At 68.7% G+C, this 16,399-nt stretch carries 18 protein-coding genes and 1 pseudogene; 11 read left to right on the top strand and 8 right to left on the bottom strand.

All coding sequences use genetic code 11. The annotated features are described in order from the left end of the window. Positions 1–200: 200 nt before the first annotated feature. Positions 201–701, top strand: a complete 501-nt coding sequence (locus tag V6R91_RS07575) for a bifunctional nuclease family protein (protein ID WP_336394959.1) — start codon at positions 201–203, stop codon at positions 699–701. Positions 702–723: 22 nt separating this feature from the next. Here V6R91_RS07575 and V6R91_RS07580 read toward each other — a convergent pair whose 3' ends face one another. Further along, positions 724–1,437, bottom strand: coding sequence for an MBL fold metallo-hydrolase (locus V6R91_RS07580; protein ID WP_336394960.1), 714 nt, complete (start codon positions 1,435–1,437; stop codon positions 724–726). Between the two features lie 87 nt (positions 1,438–1,524). On the opposite strand from V6R91_RS07580, the pseudogene V6R91_RS07585 reads away from it, so the two are divergent. Further along, positions 1,525–1,827 (top strand): annotated as a pseudogene (locus V6R91_RS07585) (DUF7882 family protein); the annotation flags it as partial. A gap of 201 nt (positions 1,828–2,028) precedes the next feature. On the opposite strand, the gene V6R91_RS07590 reads toward V6R91_RS07585, so the two are convergent. Further along, positions 2,029–2,388, bottom strand: coding sequence for a PRC-barrel domain-containing protein (locus tag V6R91_RS07590; protein ID WP_336394961.1), 360 nt, complete (start codon positions 2,386–2,388; stop codon positions 2,029–2,031). Positions 2,389–2,610: 222 nt separating this feature from the next. On the opposite strand from V6R91_RS07590, the gene V6R91_RS07595 reads away from it, so the two are divergent. Next, entirely contained in the window at positions 2,611–3,858 is a 1,248-nt protein-coding gene (locus V6R91_RS07595) for an MFS transporter (RefSeq protein WP_336394962.1), read from the top strand. A 54-nt stretch (positions 3,859–3,912) separates the two neighbouring features. Here the strand turns inward: V6R91_RS07595 and arsA are convergent, their stop codons facing one another. From arsA to V6R91_RS07615, 4 genes are all read right to left on the bottom strand, one after another. After that, positions 3,913–5,829 (bottom strand): arsenical pump-driving ATPase, encoded by a 1,917-nt coding sequence (gene arsA, locus V6R91_RS07600; protein WP_336394963.1) that lies wholly within the window; start codon positions 5,827–5,829, stop codon positions 3,913–3,915. Between the two features lie 125 nt (positions 5,830–5,954). After that, on the bottom strand, positions 5,955–7,109 hold the full coding sequence (locus tag V6R91_RS07605; RefSeq protein WP_336394964.1) for an MFS transporter: 1,155 nt from the start codon (positions 7,107–7,109) through the stop codon (positions 5,955–5,957). Continuing rightward, positions 7,109–7,798 (bottom strand): aquaporin, encoded by a 690-nt coding sequence (locus tag V6R91_RS07610; RefSeq protein WP_336394965.1) that lies wholly within the window; start codon positions 7,796–7,798, stop codon positions 7,109–7,111. The genes V6R91_RS07605 and V6R91_RS07610 overlap by 1 nt, the downstream gene beginning before the upstream one ends. Then, positions 7,795–8,145, bottom strand: coding sequence for a metalloregulator ArsR/SmtB family transcription factor (locus V6R91_RS07615; protein WP_336394966.1), 351 nt, complete (start codon positions 8,143–8,145; stop codon positions 7,795–7,797). The genes V6R91_RS07610 and V6R91_RS07615 overlap by 4 nt, the downstream gene beginning before the upstream one ends. Between V6R91_RS07615 and V6R91_RS07620 the strand changes: the two genes are divergently transcribed. The 7 genes from V6R91_RS07620 (at position 8,144) to V6R91_RS07650 (ending at position 13,106) form a co-directional block, all read left to right on the top strand. Further along, positions 8,144–9,550 carry an FAD-dependent oxidoreductase gene (locus V6R91_RS07620; protein ID WP_336394967.1) on the top strand — a complete coding sequence of 469 codons (1,407 nt, stop codon included), beginning with the start codon at positions 8,144–8,146 and terminating at the stop codon, positions 9,548–9,550. The genes V6R91_RS07615 and V6R91_RS07620 overlap by 2 nt on opposite strands. Beyond that, positions 9,547–10,068, top strand: coding sequence for a GNAT family N-acetyltransferase (locus V6R91_RS07625; RefSeq protein ID WP_336394968.1), 522 nt, complete (start codon positions 9,547–9,549; stop codon positions 10,066–10,068). The genes V6R91_RS07620 and V6R91_RS07625 overlap by 4 nt, the downstream gene beginning before the upstream one ends. Positions 10,069–10,124: 56 nt before the next feature. After that, a complete protein-coding gene (locus tag V6R91_RS07630; RefSeq protein WP_336394969.1) occupies positions 10,125–11,024 on the top strand; it encodes a metalloregulator ArsR/SmtB family transcription factor in 900 nt (299 codons plus the stop codon). A gap of 46 nt (positions 11,025–11,070) precedes the next feature. Next, positions 11,071–11,487 carry an arsenate reductase ArsC gene (locus V6R91_RS07635; RefSeq protein ID WP_336394970.1) on the top strand — a complete coding sequence of 139 codons (417 nt, stop codon included), beginning with the start codon at positions 11,071–11,073 and terminating at the stop codon, positions 11,485–11,487. A gap of 21 nt (positions 11,488–11,508) precedes the next feature. Continuing rightward, positions 11,509–11,694 carry a hypothetical protein gene (locus V6R91_RS07640; RefSeq protein WP_336394971.1) on the top strand — a complete coding sequence of 62 codons (186 nt, stop codon included), beginning with the start codon at positions 11,509–11,511 and terminating at the stop codon, positions 11,692–11,694. A 366-nt stretch (positions 11,695–12,060) separates the two neighbouring features. Continuing rightward, positions 12,061–12,636, top strand: a complete 576-nt coding sequence (locus V6R91_RS07645) for a helix-turn-helix domain-containing protein (RefSeq protein WP_336394972.1) — start codon at positions 12,061–12,063, stop codon at positions 12,634–12,636. A gap of 191 nt (positions 12,637–12,827) precedes the next feature. Beyond that, positions 12,828–13,106 carry a hypothetical protein gene (locus V6R91_RS07650; RefSeq protein ID WP_336394973.1) on the top strand — a complete coding sequence of 93 codons (279 nt, stop codon included), beginning with the start codon at positions 12,828–12,830 and terminating at the stop codon, positions 13,104–13,106. A gap of 239 nt (positions 13,107–13,345) precedes the next feature. Here the strand turns inward: V6R91_RS07650 and V6R91_RS07655 are convergent, their stop codons facing one another. Further along, positions 13,346–13,996, bottom strand: coding sequence for a hypothetical protein (locus V6R91_RS07655; RefSeq protein ID WP_336394974.1), 651 nt, complete (start codon positions 13,994–13,996; stop codon positions 13,346–13,348). 96 nt (positions 13,997–14,092) lie between these two features. Next, positions 14,093–14,359 (bottom strand): hypothetical protein, encoded by a 267-nt coding sequence (locus V6R91_RS07660; protein WP_336394975.1) that lies wholly within the window; start codon positions 14,357–14,359, stop codon positions 14,093–14,095. A gap of 730 nt (positions 14,360–15,089) precedes the next feature. On the opposite strand from V6R91_RS07660, the gene V6R91_RS07665 reads away from it, so the two are divergent. Next, complete coding sequence (locus V6R91_RS07665) at positions 15,090–16,394, top strand: sensor histidine kinase (protein WP_336394976.1); 1,305 nt, start codon at positions 15,090–15,092, stop codon at positions 16,392–16,394. The last annotated feature ends 5 nt before the right edge of the window (positions 16,395–16,399 follow it).

The raw sequence follows: 16,399 nt of genomic DNA on the forward strand, positions 1-16,399 counted from the left end.
CGCGCCCGCCCCCCCCCCCCCCGCGCCCGCCCCCCCCCCCCCCCCCCCCGGGGGGGGGCCCCGGCCCCCCCCCCCCCCCCCCCCCCCCCCCCGACCCGTGAGGCGACGAGGAGCCGACCCCCTGTCCTGGGTGTGCGCGCCGTGCTTACGATGGCATCGGATGCCTCGTGAGGGCGTCTGCGGAGACGGTGCGGAGAGGGGTGACGATCGTGGTCCAGGTTCGCGTGGCGGGTGTGGCTCTGGATGCCTCGGGCCAGCACGTTCTCCTTCTCAAGCCGGTCGACCAGCTTCCCGGCGACGGGCTGGTGCTGCCGATCTGGATCGGACAGCTCGAGGCCACCTCCATCCTGGTCGCGGTCGAGAACGCCGACGTGCCGCGCCCCCTCGCGCACGATCTCATGCGACTGATGCTCGAGGCGCTGGACGCATCGACCTCGCGCGTCGAGGTGACGCGCATCGACGACGGGACCTTCTACGCCGCGATCACGCTTTCGACGCCCCTCGGCGATCGGGTGGTCGACGCGCGACCCTCCGATGCGATCGCGCTGGCATCGCGCACCGGGGCCCCGATGTGGGTGGCCGACGAGGTCATGGCGGACGCCGGTGTGCCCGACGTCCTCACCGAGACGGACGCGACCGAACGGCTCGACGAGTTCAAACGCTTCCTCGACGACGTCGAGCCGGAGGATTTCGAGGCCTGACCGGTCCGTCGCCGGCGCGGCGTCAGGCTGCGCCCGCCCGGACCGCAGCGGCCACGTCGGCCGGAGAACCCCGCCAGGGCGCGCCGTGGCCGGGGAGCACCCAGGAGGCCTGCACGCCCGCGAGCCGATCGAGCGACGCGAGGGCGGCGGCCGGGTCGTCGGTGAAGGGCGCGGGCTGCATTCCTTCCCTGCCGGTGAGGACGTGGCGCGTCGTGAGGGCGTCGCCCACGAAGACGGCATCCGCCGATGGAACATGCACAGCGATGCTTCCCGGCGAGTGGCCCGGCAGGCCGATGACGACCGGCGCACCCGGCAGCTCGAGGACGTCGCCGTCGTGCACCTCGACGACCTCCGACACGTAGGTCGTCGGGACGGCGCGCTTGCGCAGGGCGTAGGCGAAGAAGCCCAGCGTCGGCACGAGTCGCATCGGCCCTGCCGCGACCTTCGGCTTGGCGCCGGTGCGGGCCCGCTCTGCGTCGGCCGCGTGGACGAACACCGGCACACCGTGATCGCGGCGGAGGCGCTCCGCGAACCCGATGTGGTCGGCGTCGCCGTGGGTCAGCACGACGCCCTTCACGTCGGCGGGGGAGAGGCCGAGCGATGTGAGCTCGTCGACCAGATCCTTCCAGTGGCCGGGCAGGCCGGCGTCCACGACGGTTACCCCGTCATCCGTGACGACGAGGTAGGCGGCGACGATGTCGTTGCCGATGCGGTGCAGGTGCGGGCCGAGCTTCATGAGGACCTTCGATCGCGTCAGGGGGCTGCTCGGCCAGGATGGGCGCACCGAGACGCCCGCGGATCCGGCAGGTCTATGCTTCGAGCCATGGGGACGATGTTCTACGGCGGCTCGGCGACGCCGATCCACATCGAGGACCGCGCGCTGGCGCACCTGAAGGTCGTGATCGCCACCAAGCTGCGTCGCGGCGAGAGCTTCACGCTGTCGTGGAGGCATCCCGATGACCAGCCGGGCGGACGCAGCACCATCTGGCTGCATCCCTCCATCCCGCTGCGCTTCGTCTTCGAGGACCCCGAGCAGCCCGAGCTGAGTCGCAGGTGGATCGAGGATCTCGCGTCGTCGGCGAACAGCTCCGGCGGGATCACCCTGGTGGAGGAGAACATCGACACGGGGCCGGTCCCCACCAGCCCCGGTGAGGGTGCCGATGTGACGCTCGGCGAGGTGCGGGTCGAGAGCCTGGACGTCGACCGGATCCGCGTCGCCGGAACGGACATCACGCCGAACGACACGCGAAGCTAGCGTCTCGCCGAGCCTCCCGCGAACCGGGCCGACGAAGGGCGCCCGGCCGTCGGCCGGGCGCCCTCATGATCATCAGCGGTAGAAGCCGCCGTAGTAGGTGTCGAGGCGACCGCGGTAGTCGTCATCCGTGCCGGCGGTGCTCTGGTCCCATTCCGGAGAGTTCTTGATCTGGTCCTTGGTGAGGTCGACGTAGACCTTCTCGTCGGCGTCGTCGACACGCTGGACCGTGCCTGCGGGGAGGATCACCTTCCGTCCGAAGATCCACGGGCCGGTGTCCACGACGAGGCGGCTGCTGCCGACGTCGTCGCTCGCCTCGTCGATCTTCCCGATGTCGCCGTCGGTGGCGTGCACGTGATATCCCACGAGGCTGCGCGAACCGGCGTCGCGGTTGACGGATTCTCGGTACTCCCATGCGTCCCAAGCTGAGGACATGATCGCTCCTTCGTCTCATGCGAGGGGTGATGCGGAGGCGATCCGGGTGATCGCTCCGGTTTCCACGTTAGGAAGCCGCTTCTCGTCAGGGGACCCCCTGGAAATTTCGCCCGAAGAGGCGTATTGCGGGGGTGGGCAGGCGGCGCCGACGGACGGCGCGGGCCCTCGAGAGGAGATCATGCAGGCCGAGCACGCCGTCGACGAGGCGCCGCGGCATCACGCATGATCGGCGTGCTGCGCAACAGGACGTATCGGACGCTGTTCGGGGCGCAGGTCGTCGCGCTGCTGGGGACGGGTCTGCTCACGGTCGCGCTCGGCCTTCTCGCGTTCGACCTCGCCGGCGCGGCGGCGGGCTCCGTGCTGGGCACCGCGCTCACCATCAAGATGGTCGCCTACGTCGGTGTCGCACCGCTGGTGGCGGCGCTGGTCGACCGGCTGCCGAAGAAGGCGGTGCTGATCGGCGCGGATGCGATCCGGCTGGTGATCGCGCTGATGCTGCCGTTCGTCTCAGAGGTCTGGCAGATCTACGCGCTGGTGTTCGTGCTGCAGTCGGCCTCGGCGACGTTCACCCCGGCGTTCCAGTCGCTGATCCCGAACGTGCTGCCCGACCCGAATGACTACACCCGCGCACTCGCATTGTCCCGGCTCGCGTACGACCTCGAAGCGCTGCTGAGCCCGGTGATCGCGGCGGCCCTGCTGACGGTCATCGGCTACAACGACCTGTTCGTGGGGACGGCGGCCGGGTTCGCCGGCTCCGCGCTGCTCGTGCTGATCTCGGCGATCCCGCCGCAGCCGGCCGAGGAGTCGACGTCGACGTTCTGGCAGCGGCTGCCGATGGGCGCGAAGGTGTTCGTCGCGACAGCGAGCCTTCGGTTCGTGCTGTTCGCGAATCTGGTCGTGGCCGCGGGCACGGCGCTCGTGCTGGTGAACTCGGTCGTGTACGCCAAGAGCGTGTTCGGGCTCGGAGACTCCGCGCTGGCGGTGACACTGGGTGCGTACGGTGTCGGCTCGCTGCTCGTCGCGCTGAACATCCCCTGGCTCGTGGACCGGTTCGGGGTGACGAGCGTCATGGTCGCAGGCCTCGGCACGGTGGTCGTCGGACTCGCTGTCGCAGTCGGGGTGACGGTCGCCGCCGTCGCGGGCGGAGCGGGATGGTGGATGCTGCTGCTCACGTGGATCGTGCTCGGGGCGGGCATCTCGCTGAGCAACACGCCGTCGTCACGGCTGCTCGCCGACGCGTCGACGCCCGCGAACCGGAACCTCGTCTACACGGCACAGTTCGCCTTCTCGCACGCGTGCTTCCTGATCACCTATCCACTGGCCGGTTGGGTCGGCGCGGTCAGCCTGCCCGGCGCGGTCGGAGTGCTCCTCGCCGTCGCGGTGGTGGGGGCGATCGGCGGCCTGGCCATCCGGAGGCGGGCCATCCGCCATCGGCGGTATTGGGAACCAGAGACCATCCACGTGCGATGACGGAGGCGCCGGAAGTCTGCGCCCTCCGGTGGACGTCGCCGGAGACGCCGGTCTTCAGGACCGCGAGGCGTGTATCTGCTCGCCGGCCGGGTCGCTGAGCGCCGTCAGCCGCGATGGTCCGATCGGCTCCTCGCTCTGCATCGGGATGATGGCCACCCGGGACGAGAGCTCCTTCACGCGGTGGATGTGTTCGAGTTCATTCCGTGCGCGCCGCCGCAGGAAGGGCGACGTCGGGTTCGCGGCCGCGATCGAGCTGTTGACGACCCACGCCCATGGCTCGATGCCTGCTCGGCGGAGGTCGCCGGCGAGTTCCTCGGCCTCGAGGACGGGAGTGGTCTCGGCGAGCGTGACGAGCACAACCTTTGTGAGGCCGGGGTCCTGCAATCGCATGAGAGGCGTCACGATATCGAGTCCGTCGCCCATCTGCCGGGTGATCTCCCGGTGGTAGGAGCCGGTGGCGTCCAGGAGGAGCAGGGTGTGGCCGGTCGGGGCCGTGTCGATGATCACGAAGGTGCGACGCGATTCCGAGATCGCGCGCGAGAACTCATGGAAGACGGCGACTTCGTCGTTGCACGGTGACATCAGATCCTCGGCGAGAGCGGCCCGCGCCTGCTCGTCGAGGTTCTTGCCCTTCGAAGCCATGACCCGGGTGCGGTAGGCCTGGATCGCCGCGTCCGGATCGATGCGCGATACCGTCAGGCGGTCGACCGCGGCGCCGTCCAATGTGTGCATGAGGTGGGCGGCGGGGTCAGTGGTGGTGAGCAGCACGTCGTGGCCGCGCCGGGCAAGGCCGTTCGCGATGGCGGCCGCAATCGTGGTCTTGCCGACGCCCCCCTTGCCCATGCACAGCACGAGGCCGTGACCGTCTGCCTCGATCGCGTCGATGAGCGCCGAGAGCGGTGCGTCCTGGGCCACGGGGTCGCTCTCGCCGACGTCGGTGGATGGGGCGCTGGTCGCGTCGTTCAGCAGCGCCCGGACGGCCTCGATCCCGACCACGTTGTCCGGCCTCAGCTCGATGAAGTCTCGCGGCAGCGCTGCCACACCGGCCGGCATCGCAGCGAGGGCTGACGCCTCCCGGCGCCGCACGGCGCGTGAGAGCGGCTCGTCATCGGCGTGGTCGGGCAGGATCCCGTTGACGACCACGTGTCCGTCCGGGATGCCGATGGCGTGAAGCTCATCGAAGGTGCGCTCGAGTTCCGCCAGGGCCGAACGCTCGGCGCGAGTCACGAGCACGAGCCTGGTGAGGGTCGGGTCGGTGAGGGCGCTCACCGCCTTCGAATACGTCGACTTGTGCCGCGCCAACCCGGAGAGCGGACCTAGGCAGGATGCGTCACCGCCGCGGGTGAGGAACTCGCTCCAGGAGCCCGGCAGTTGCAGCAGGCGGATGGTGTGACCGGTCGGCGCGGTGTCGAAGATGACGTGATCGTAGGCCGCGTACCGCGTGTCATCGGTCAGCAGCTCGGCGAACTCGTCGAAAGAGGCGATCTCAGTCGTGCACGATCCCGACAGGCTCTCGCGGACACCGTCCAGTTCGACGTCCGCAAGGGAGCCGCGCAAGGGCCCGATGATGCGCTCACGGTAGGCGTCCGCGGCGGATTCCGGATCGATTTCCAGCGCTGACAGGCCTGGCGCCGCCGGGATCGGCGTGATGGTGTTACCTACTGCCAGACCGAAGACCTGGCCGATGTTCGATGCGGGGTCGGTGCTGACGAGCAGCACGTCCTTGCCGGCGTCTGCGAGATGGACCGCGCTCGCGCACGCGACCGAGGTCTTGCCCACGCCGCCCTTTCCGGTGAAGAAGAGGAATCGGGGAAGGTGCTCGAGGAATCTCATGTCGCTTCTCATCTCGGGTGAAAGATCACTCCCCCTGACGGAATCAGGACGCCGCGCCGGCTCAGCTCCTCCATGCCCGCTCCGTACCTTCCTGTTCCGGGCCGTGAGCCGAACATAAGCGCCGGCGACGGAACGCACGAGGACCTTCGTCCCCCCTCACAAAGTCGGGGCGCGTCCCGCGGTACCTTCCGCCCGCATCGGTGAGGCCGAGAAGTCGGGCACGACGCTCTTCATCTGAGGCCATGTGCAGGGGATGCGATCCGCTAGCGGCGAATCGTCAGCACGCCGCCCAGCAGGCACACCACCGCCATCGCGAGCGCCATCCACCTGTACGAACCGAGGGACTCGGCCAGCAGCACCGCCGCTCCAGGGGCCAGCGCAGCGACCGCCGTGACCGGTGCCGCGAGCGCGCCGTTGAGTGTGCCGTAGGACTCCGGTCCCCACCGATCCGCGACGGCGGACGCCTGAATGAGTGTGAGCGCGCCGCGGATGGCGCCGGCGACGACCCCGGTGGCGATGATGAGCCCCGGGCCCGAAGCGATCCCGTATGCGGTCAGGGCGGCCGCCCCGAGGGCACCGACCGATGCGGGCGCGATCCACGGCGCGGCGGTGCGGGGGATCGCCAGGTACACGAGTCGGCCGAGCACTTGGCCGGCGCCGATGACTCCCAGCACCCAGGCGGCGGTCTGAAGATCCAGGCCCTTCTCGACCGAGGCGGGGACCGCCGACAGGGTCACCGCATGGAGTGAGAACGACATGAGCGCGAACGAGCCCGCGACGATCCAGAACCGCGGAGTGCGCAGCACTCGTGCCGCGCCGCCGTTGCCGGCAGCTCGCGCATCGAGGTGGTGCCAGCCGCGCTCCACGGTGAGCGCGTACGTGGGAAGCGGCACGAGGATCAGGATCCCGGCGAGGATGACGAACGTCGCCCGCCAGTCGGACTCCACGACGAGCCAGCCGGTGAGTGGAGCGAAGATCGTGGATGCGAGCCCTCCGGCGAGCGTCACCAGGGTGAGGGGCCCGCGTCGAGCGGATCGGTAGCGATGGGTGATCACCGTGAAGGCGGCTTGGTAGAGCACGGCGGATTGAGCAGCGCCGCAGACGATCCACGCCGCGGCGAAGACCTGGATCGTGGGTGCCGCCGCTGCTGCGATCAGTGCCACGGCTCCCATGAGTGCGCCGATCACCATGGTTCGTCTCGGATGACGATCCAGCCAGTGGCCGACCGGGATCGCGCACACGGCGGATGTCAGCAGTCCCAGCGTGATGGCGACGAAGACGGCCTCTTCGTTCCAGCCGGTATCGGCGGCGATCGCGGGTGCGGCCACCAGGACGGCGTAGTAGAGCACGCCCCATGCGACGATCTGTGCGAAAGCGAGCGCCGTCAGCCGGGCGCCGCCGCGCGGAGGTCCTTCCATCAGCCTCGCGAGACAGCGGGCTCAGGCGCCGCTACGGGGAAGAGCACCCGCACCGCCCCGAATCCCAGCGTCGCGCCGACGAGCTGTGCGGCGATGAACGGCAGCGCCGACGCCGGGGCGATTCCTGCGAAGGTGTCGGTGAACATGCGCCCGATCGTGATCGCCGGGTTGGCGAAGCTCGTCGACGACGTGAAGAAGTAGGCCGCACCGATGTAGGCACCGACCGCCGGGGCCGCGAGATGCGAGCGGCCGGTTCGCACGAGCGCGAAGATCAGGAGCACGAGTCCGGCGGTCGCCACCACCTCGGACAGCAGCAGGGGTGATGCCGAGCGGTCGGTCGTGCTCCAGGCGATCGCCGGGGCTGCGAACATGAGGTTGGCGAGCACCGCGCCGGCGATGCATCCGAGCACCTGCACGGGCAGGTAGACCGCGGCGATGGTCCAGCTCCGTCGGTGCAGCGCGATGTCGACGAGCGTGACCACGGGGTTGAAGTGCGATCCGGACACTGTCGCGAAGACGAGGATGAGGACGGCGAGCCCCAGAGCGGTGGCGAAGGCGTTCTCGAAGAGCTGGAGGCCGACGTCGGCGGGGGAGAGGCGCTGGGCGGCGATCCCCGAGCCGATGACGACAGCGGCGAGCCCCGCGCTGCCGAGGAACTCACCGGCAGCGGCGCGAACGGTGTGCGTCACGAGGCGACGAGGAGCTGCGAGACGCGGTCGAGCGCGCCAGGCACGAGCTTGAAGTACGCCCACGTGCCGCGCTTGCTGCGCGTGAGGAATCCGGCGGTGGTGAGGATCTTCAGGTGGTGCGACACCGTGGGCTGGCTGAGGCCGACCGGCTCGATCAGATCGCAGACGCAGGCCTCGGCGTCCTCGGATGCGGCGACGATCGACAGCAGGCGCAGGCGAGTCGGGTCGGCAAGGGCCTTCATGGTGGCGGCGAGCTGATCGGCCTCTTCGGCGGTCAGCGGCTCGCGGACGAGGGGGGCGCAGCACACGCCGGCGGTGATGTCGGTGACGTCGAGCATCGTGGTCATGCATCGAGAGTATTCGATATTGACAGATGTCGATAGATGGGTTCAGAATCAGGGCATCGAAGTTCGTCGATATCTTGTGGAGGATGCTGTGACCCTGCTCGAACTGACACCCCGCGTTGCTGAAGCCGGCCGGCTCTCGACGCTGCCGGTTGCGATCATCGGTGCCGGCCCTATCGGGCTTGCCGCCGCTGCCAATCTGCTGGAGCGCGGTATCGACTTCGTCGTCTTCGAAGCGGGCGATGAGATTGCGGCGAGCGTGCGCTCGTGGGGGCACACCCGCCTCTTCTCCCCGTGGAAGCACCTGGTGGACCCCGCCTCCCGTCGTCTCCTCGAGGAGTCGGGATGGGTGCTGCCCGACCCCGAGCGGGCGCCGACCGGGGCCGAGCTCGTCGAGCGATATGTGGCGCCGCTCGCCGCCCTCGAGGAACTCGCTCCGCGCATCCGGACCGGCGTCGAGGTGATCGGCGTGACGCGCGAGGGGATGGATCGCACCCGCACGGCACGTCGCAGCGCCACCCCGTTCGCCGTGCGCATCCGGACTGCGGGGGGCGGGATCGAGGACGTCCCCGCCCGCGCTGTCATCGACGCGTCGGGAACGTACCGCTCACCGAACTCACTCTCCTCCAGCGGGCTCGAGCTGCTGGGGATGACCGACATCGCCGACCGGGTGACGGCCGCGCTTCCCGATGTCCTCGGCAGGGATCGCGCGCAATTCGCGGGCCGCCGCGTGACGGTCGTGGGCGCCGGCCACTCCGCGGCGAACACACTTCTCGCCCTGGTGCAGCTCGCCCGGGAGGAGGCCGGCACCACGGTGACCTGGCTGATCCGCAACGCCAAGGCCGTGCGGGTCTCGTCCTCGCCCGATGACGAGCTGACCGATCGTGCGAACCTGGGCAGTCGCGTCGACCGAGCCGTCGAACGCGGCGACGTCGCCGTCGTCGACGGCTTCGAGATCATCCGCGCGCGCCGCGCGGGCGAGGCCGTGGAGCTGGTCGGCCTCCGCGGGGGTGAGGTGATGACCCACGAGACCGACATCGTGGTGAACGCCACCGGGTTCCGCCCTGATCTGCAGATGCTGCGCGAGATCCGTCTCGAACTGGACGAGATCGTGGAGGCGCCCAAGCGCCTCGCCCCGCTCATCGACCCGAACGTCCACTCGTGCGGCACGGTCGAGCCTCACGGCTTCCGCGAGCTCACCCACCCCGAGCAGGGGTTCTTCATCGTCGGCATGAAGTCCTACGGGCGCGCGCCGACCTTCCTCCTCGCGACCGGCTACGAGCAGGTGCGCTCGGTGACGGCGTGGCTCGCCGGTGACACGGCATCCGCCTCGCACGTCGAGCTCGTCCTTCCCGCCACCGGCGTGTGCTCGACCGACGCCGGGAAGGGCGGCGGATGCTGCTCATGACGGCTGTACGCGAGATGACGCCCGACGACTGGCCGGCGGTCGAGCGGATCTACGCACAGGGCATCGAGGACGGCGAGGCGACCTTCGAGGCCGCGACGCCGGACTGGTCGGCCTTCGACGCGGGGAGGCTGCCCGGCATGCGCTTCGTGGCCGTCGACTCGGCCGATGTCGTTGTGGGCTGGGTCGCTGGATCTGCCGTGTCCTTGAGACCGGCCTACCGTGGCGTGGTCGAGCACTCCGTCTACATCGACCGTGGCGCCCGCGGGCAGGGGATCGGGCGCGTACTGCTGGACGCGTTCATCCAGGCTGCAGAGCGGTCCGGGATCTGGACGATCCAGTCGAGCATCTTCCCCGAGAATGCCGCGAGCCTTCGGCTGCATGAGGCGGCCGGGTTCCGGGTCGTCGGACGGCGCGAGCGCATCGCGCGATCGACCGTCGGCCCGCACGCCGGTGCCTGGCGCGACACCGTCCTCATCGAGCGCCGCAGCGCCACCGTGGAGCCGGCTGACAGTGCATGAGATCGGGGGGAGCTGGCACGGGCCATCACTCGTCGTCGAGAGATAGACTTCGATCTATGAATCAGGCGGCGGATCTGACGGCGTTGGGTGACCCCACGCGCGCGCGGATCCTCCGGCTGATCCGCGGGGCGGAGGACGGGCGCGAGCTGGTCGGCCGCCTGGCTGCGACCCTCGACCTGCGGCAGCCCACGGTCAGCCATCACATGAAGGCCCTGCATGACGAGGGGATCGTCCTTCGCCAGCCCGAGGGGCGCCGGGTCTGGTACTCCATCGCACCCGACCATGCTGCGCGAGTCGATGCTCTGCTGGGCGGGACGGACTCGCCCTCCCCGGAGCCGGACCTCGAGCGCATCACGAGGGATCTCGCCGTCCGATTCGCCGGCGTGTTCAGTCCCGAGAGCGTGCGCGCCTATGTCGAGGAGAGCCACCTCCTCCTCGCGAGCCGCTCCCGCTCGCCGATGCTCGCCAGTCGCACGGCGACGTTCGCCGCGGCGCGCCTGGAGGCGCTGCAGCGCGCCGATGCCGCTCCGTCCGGTGTCCCGAATGTGCTCTTCGTCTGCGTCCAGAACGCTGGGCGCTCGCAGATGGCCGCGGGGATCCTGCGGCAACTGGCGGGCGGGAAGGTGAGCGTGCGGACGGCGGGCTCCGAGCCGGCAAGCGATGTGCGCCACAGCATCCTCGCGACTCTGGATGAGATCGGGGTCTCGATCGGGGGTGAGTTCCCGAAGCCGCTCACCGACGACGTGGTGCGAGCGGCCGATGTCGTCGTCACGATGGGCTGCGGCGACGCCTGTCCGATCTATCCCGGCCGCCGCTACCTCGACTGGGATCTGGAGGATCCCGTCGGAAAGTCGCCCGAGGAGATCCGCGCGATTCGCGATGACATCGAAGCGCACGTCCGCCGACTTCTCGGAGAACTGTTGGCCGACAGTTCACCTGGTGAGGTTCCCGATTAGATAGATCACGGTCTATGCTTTCTGTGAAGAGAAAGCGAGGCCGCACATGGCTGACAAGCCCACCGTCCTGTTCGTCTGCGTGCACAACGCGGGTCGCTCCCAGATGGCCGCCGGCTACCTCCGTGCACTCGGCGGGGACGACGTCGAGGTGCTCTCGGCGGGTTCGGCGCCGAAGGACACCATCAACCCGGTCGCCGTCGCAGCGATGGCGGAGGAGGGTATCGACATCGCCGGGAACACGCCGAAGGTGCTGACGGTCGATGCGGTCCGCGAATCCGACGTGGTCATCACCATGGGCTGCGGTGACGCGTGCCCGATCTTCCCCGGCAAGCGCTACGAGGACTGGGAGCTGGACGACCCCGCCGGCCAGGGCATCGACGCGGTGCGTCCGATCAGAGACGAGATCCGCGCTCGCGTGGAGTCGCTGATCTCCGAGATCCTCCCGGCGCGCGGGGCGGCATGATCACCCCTGACCGATGACGTCGTGCGGGCAGCGGACGCGGTCGTCACCATGGGCTGCGGCGACGCCTGCCCGCTGTATCCCGGCAAGCGGTACCTGGACTGGCAGCTCGATGACCCTGCGGGCCTCGACATCGATGGTGTGCGGCGCATCCGGGACGACATCCGCGACCGCGTGGAGCACCTCCTCTCGGAGCTGAGCCACGACTGACGGAAAAGTCCTGAGCCGCGGCTCGTTCGTAAACGATGTCGCGACTCAGGACAGGTGCGGAGGATGGGGGATTCGAACTCTCATGCTGTTGAATACAAGTCGGCCATTTTGCCGCGGAATTACGCGGTTTTCGGGATACTCGGCTGAGGTTCGCCGACGTTCTCCGGCATCGATCTGCGCGGCGTGTCGCCGGTTACTGTGCCTTAACTGTGCCGCGAGGTCCGATCGGGTGGGCCAAGCGTGCAGATCAGGCTCAGTCAGCGCTGGCGGCCGACGGGCTGTGCGGTCGAATTCTGGGCGCTGGCGGACGGGCCTTGGCTCTGTTGAGTAGAATATGTTCACAACGACATAATCCGGGAGGTGCTCATGACCGCTGCTTCGACTCTCGTGCGCGCTGCCCGAAAGAGCCGCAGGCTCACCCAACAGCAACTCGCCGAGCGCACCCACCTCGATCAGAGCAGCGTTTCTCGCTCTGAGGGTGGCCGCGATGCGGAGTTCAGCACCATCCAGCGCTTGCTCGCCGGTGCAGGGCACCGCTTGTATTCGGCACCCACCCAGCGCGACGACGCTGCGACCGTCGCCGTCGAGATCCGCGAGCAACTCAGCGTCGACAATAAGGACCGAGCTTTGCGCGCGCTCCTTCAGCTCGACGACAACCTGGTCGCCGAACGAGGGCTCGTCCGCGGCGTGCTCGGGCTGGCTGAGCCGGAGTCCACGAAGGATCCGGTGTGGGATGCGGCGATCGCCGGCCTCGTGGCATGGCGATTGCGCGAGGAGGGTCTTCCCGCGCCCGATTGGGTGAACGCGCCGAGTCGGCACCTCCGCACCCCTCGCACACTCGACGTCGATCCGGCAGACCCGATCCCACCAGAGTCAGAGGTGCCGGAGGAGTTCGCGGAACGAGGTGTGCGCGTGTGGCGTGACACCTTCGCGAGCGTCTGATCGTGGCGACCTCGCTGAACCGCGACGACATCATCGGCGGCCTTCGCGAGCTCCTTGCGTAGTTGCGTGAGGCGGGCCAGGTCGCCGGCATCCGACTGGTCGGTGGGGCCGCATTGGCACTCCGCTACTTTGACCGAGGCACGACGCAAGACCTAGATTCGCTGCACATCCAGCCAGGTAGCGATGACGCCGTGGCCGCGGCAGCGGCGCGTGTGGCGTCCCGCCGTGGCTGGGATCCGGAATGGCTGAACTTCAGAGTCGAGCAAGCCGATGCGTTGCCGACGTTCGGGCGCCAGGTCGAGTGGGAGACGATCTACAACCAGGCCGGCATCGTGATCGAGATCGCCTCCAAAGAGGCGTTGCTCGCCATGAAGCTGCGCGCGAACCGACCCGGCCGTGACACCAACGACATCCGCCAATTGCTGCGTCTATGCGAGATCACCACGCTCGAAGGGGCCGAGGAGCTTTAGAGGACTACTACCCGGGTGACGGGCTCAGTGACCGAGCTCACGGGATGCTCCAGCGCATTTTCGAGGGAGTCTGCCGCAGCAGGTCTCGTCTCCGGGGCCGGTGGTCCTTAAGCGGTGGGTCGCCCTCCGCGCCTGGCGCTATGGCACGAGGCGGGCGGCCGCCGGCCCGCCGCGGCTTCGGTGGGCGCGCTTACGGGCGCATCGGGAATACCTGGTGAGTTTGGAATTCGTGCCGCACCTCAACCGCCAGGGCAATCGCAGGATCCGCCACTGTGGCACTGACATGGCAGTGGCGTGAAGTCTGCATCCGTTACGGTCCGGCGAACGGTCAGATCACCAAGCGGAATCGGCGCTCCGTGTTGCTTTAAGAGCTGCAACTCGAGTCCCTGGCCGTTGGCGTTCGTGCAGTCCGACTCTTCTACGTGTAGCGCGGCTTCTGCTGCCGGGAATTGCAGGTCGAAGCAGACCGCCCCGCTTCTCTGCGAATAGAACCACCCGGCACCGGCCTCAACGCTGGCTGAGGTGGCCAGTGTGAGGGTGACTCCTTCGGCTGTTGTCTCGGAGTCCACAAGGGTGTAGGTGCCGGCGCCGATGTCTATCGAGGGGTCGTCGAAATAGGGTCTGGCGTCGGAGATGGACCAGATTTGCGGAATCGTCGCCTCCGCATCAGCGAGGAGCGGCTCGCGGAACTCCCACAAGTCTTCTTGGGCTCCTTCCACCATGTGCGCGAGCGCGTCGTACAACTCGTCGTCGCGACGGGGTGCCTGAGAGTCGTCTGCAGCGTCAGCAGTCGACTTTGGGGAGGCCACGATCGGTACCACCGCTAGAGCTACCAGCCCTGCGATGACCAGCGCGGACGCGCCGTAGGCGACCAGGGGCAGACGTTTCATTGCCGGTAGCCTCACATGCTTCGAGCATTCTAGGAGGGAGCATTCGTTTCCATCAGTCTTGAACCCCCGTGGTGCGCGTTTCGGCCAGCACTGGGCTCACATCTCCGCGGAGGACGGTGATTGCCGACCCCGCCGGAGATTGAACGCGGCGACCATCAGACCGAGACCGATCAGCGCGATGACCCCGCCGCCGAACAGCCAGGCGATCGGGACCAGCAGCGTGTCGAAGAACTCGACGCCGCCGACCGGCAGGAGCAACCAGGAGAGCGCACCTGCGGCGAAGAGCGTTGCGGCAGCGTTGGCGGCGATGACAGCACCGACGGATGCCAGCGCAAGGCCGCCTATCATCAGCGTGAGCTTCATTGCCATCTCATCTCCGTGCTTCACATTGGCTCGCGGGGCGGGGGCCGATTTCTCCGCACAGCCCGTGACCGCTGCAACCAATGAGGGCAAGCGTTCGCCGATCGTGACGGTCTGATTGGGGAATGTCAGTATCGCGCAGGTCGCCGCCCGGTGGTCGTTCTTACCCCGTCGGTTCGGACATGGGATCCGGTAAGTACGCCGAGATTTCGATCGAGAAGGTTGCCGGGAGCTCGATGCCGGCAGGGTCGATGGACGGGGTGCTCATTCGGTGCTCCATTCCTCATCCTGTTGCTCACCAGCCGAGTGCGCAGCCGGCACGAGCGGGACCTCGTCGTAGGCCCCGACCGAGGCCCCGCTCCAGCTGCCGCCTACCTCGAGTCAAGAATCCCGAACTCTTGTACCCGGGCGAAGACGCCGCGTCAGCCGCCGCAACTCTCTCACCGCGCCCGCCCCGCTCCACCAAGCCGGTGCTGGTGCCCCGAAGTGGCTTGCGAGATCCTCGCGGCTGATTCAGCCAGGCATTGCAACACCTTCGGTGAGCGCCAGGCGCCAGATCCTGCGGATTCAGGACAGGCCGCTAGCCGTATCAGGCGACTCGACGACGTGGACGTCGGTTCGCAAGCAGCCCGAAAACAGTCCACGAACTTCACCCGAAAGGACGAATGGCGACGCCCTGGGCGGGGTGCTACCGGCGAGCTCGGTCTGCCAGGCAACAAGTAGGGTCGTGGGCGTGATCGCTCCTGCACCCGCCACCGCGTCCCCCGACGTGAACTCACCGGCCGGACCTCTCGCACCGGGTGCGGCGGCGGACCGGATCCTGGCCACGCGACGGTCCGCGTTGATACTCGCGCTCACCGTCTTCGTGACGACGACGATCCAGGTTCTTGTGCAGCCTATCGCGGCGCTCATCCAGGGCGGGGTGGAGTGGACGCTTATCTTCTCTCCGGCGGTGCTGCTGTCGCTGCTCGTGCTCGGGTGCGCTGTCCAGGCGGCCTCGTTCCTGTGGAGTGACCGATCGCCCGAGGCCACGCTCCTGATGGTCACGGTTGTCTACATCGGTCTCATGGTGGGGTTGGCGGTGCCGACGTGGCTGATCGGGATGTACCTCGTGATCGCGTTGGCGTTGTTCCTGCTCGCCACACGGAGGCCGCTCGTCGTCTCGATCGTGTGGCTGGTGGGTGTGGTGGTGGTCACTGTCGGTTCGATGTTCCTCTGGATCTTGACGACGGGGCTGGCGCCGACCATTGCGGTCGGCTTCGTGACGGCCGAAGCGGTGCGGATCGCGGCCCCCGCGTTCGCCGGGACCGCGCTCGGTGCGTGGTGGGGTGTGCAGACACGCCGTGTCGCCGTCGCGCGCGCAGAGGCGGAGTCCGCCAAGCGGGAGCACGACAAGCGGGTCGAGGAGGCGGAGCAGCGGGAGCGTGCCCGGATCGCGCAGGAGTTGCATGATGTCGCCGGCCAGCACCTCGCCGGATTGATCACGCTGGCCGACGCGGCGTTGGCGATCGCTCCCGACCGACCCGGCGACGCGTTGCACCTCGTCGAGGAGGTCCGCAATGAGGGCCGCTTCGCTGCCGCGAGCCTCGCGGGAGCACTCACCGACCTGCGAGCCGTCGGGACGGAGCCGCGGGAGATGACCCGCGACCTGCGGCAGGCGGGCGAGCTCTTTGAGTACTGGCGGAGACGCGGGATGAACATCCGGCTCGCGGCGACGGGCCCCGTCGAGGATCTTCCCACCGTCGTCTCCGCGACCGCGTACCGGTGCACCCAGGAAGCGATCACCAACGCGGCCAAGCATGCGCCGGGCACCGAGGTCGATGTCGAGATCACGGTAGGGTCCGACCGTGTCGGGGTGCTGATCGTCAACGGCTCCGCACCCTCGCGGACTCAGCCCGTCTCGGGTCTCGGGCTGGGCTGGGGGCTCAGCGGGATCCGCGAACGCATCGATCTGCTGCGCGGCACACTCGTGTTCGGAGCGACACCCGAGGGCGGTTGGATGGTGCGGTTCGGCATCCCCGTCGCCACCGCCGGCTGAGAGTG

The sequence above is a fragment of the Microbacterium sp. CCNWLW41 genome (assembly GCF_037083505.1).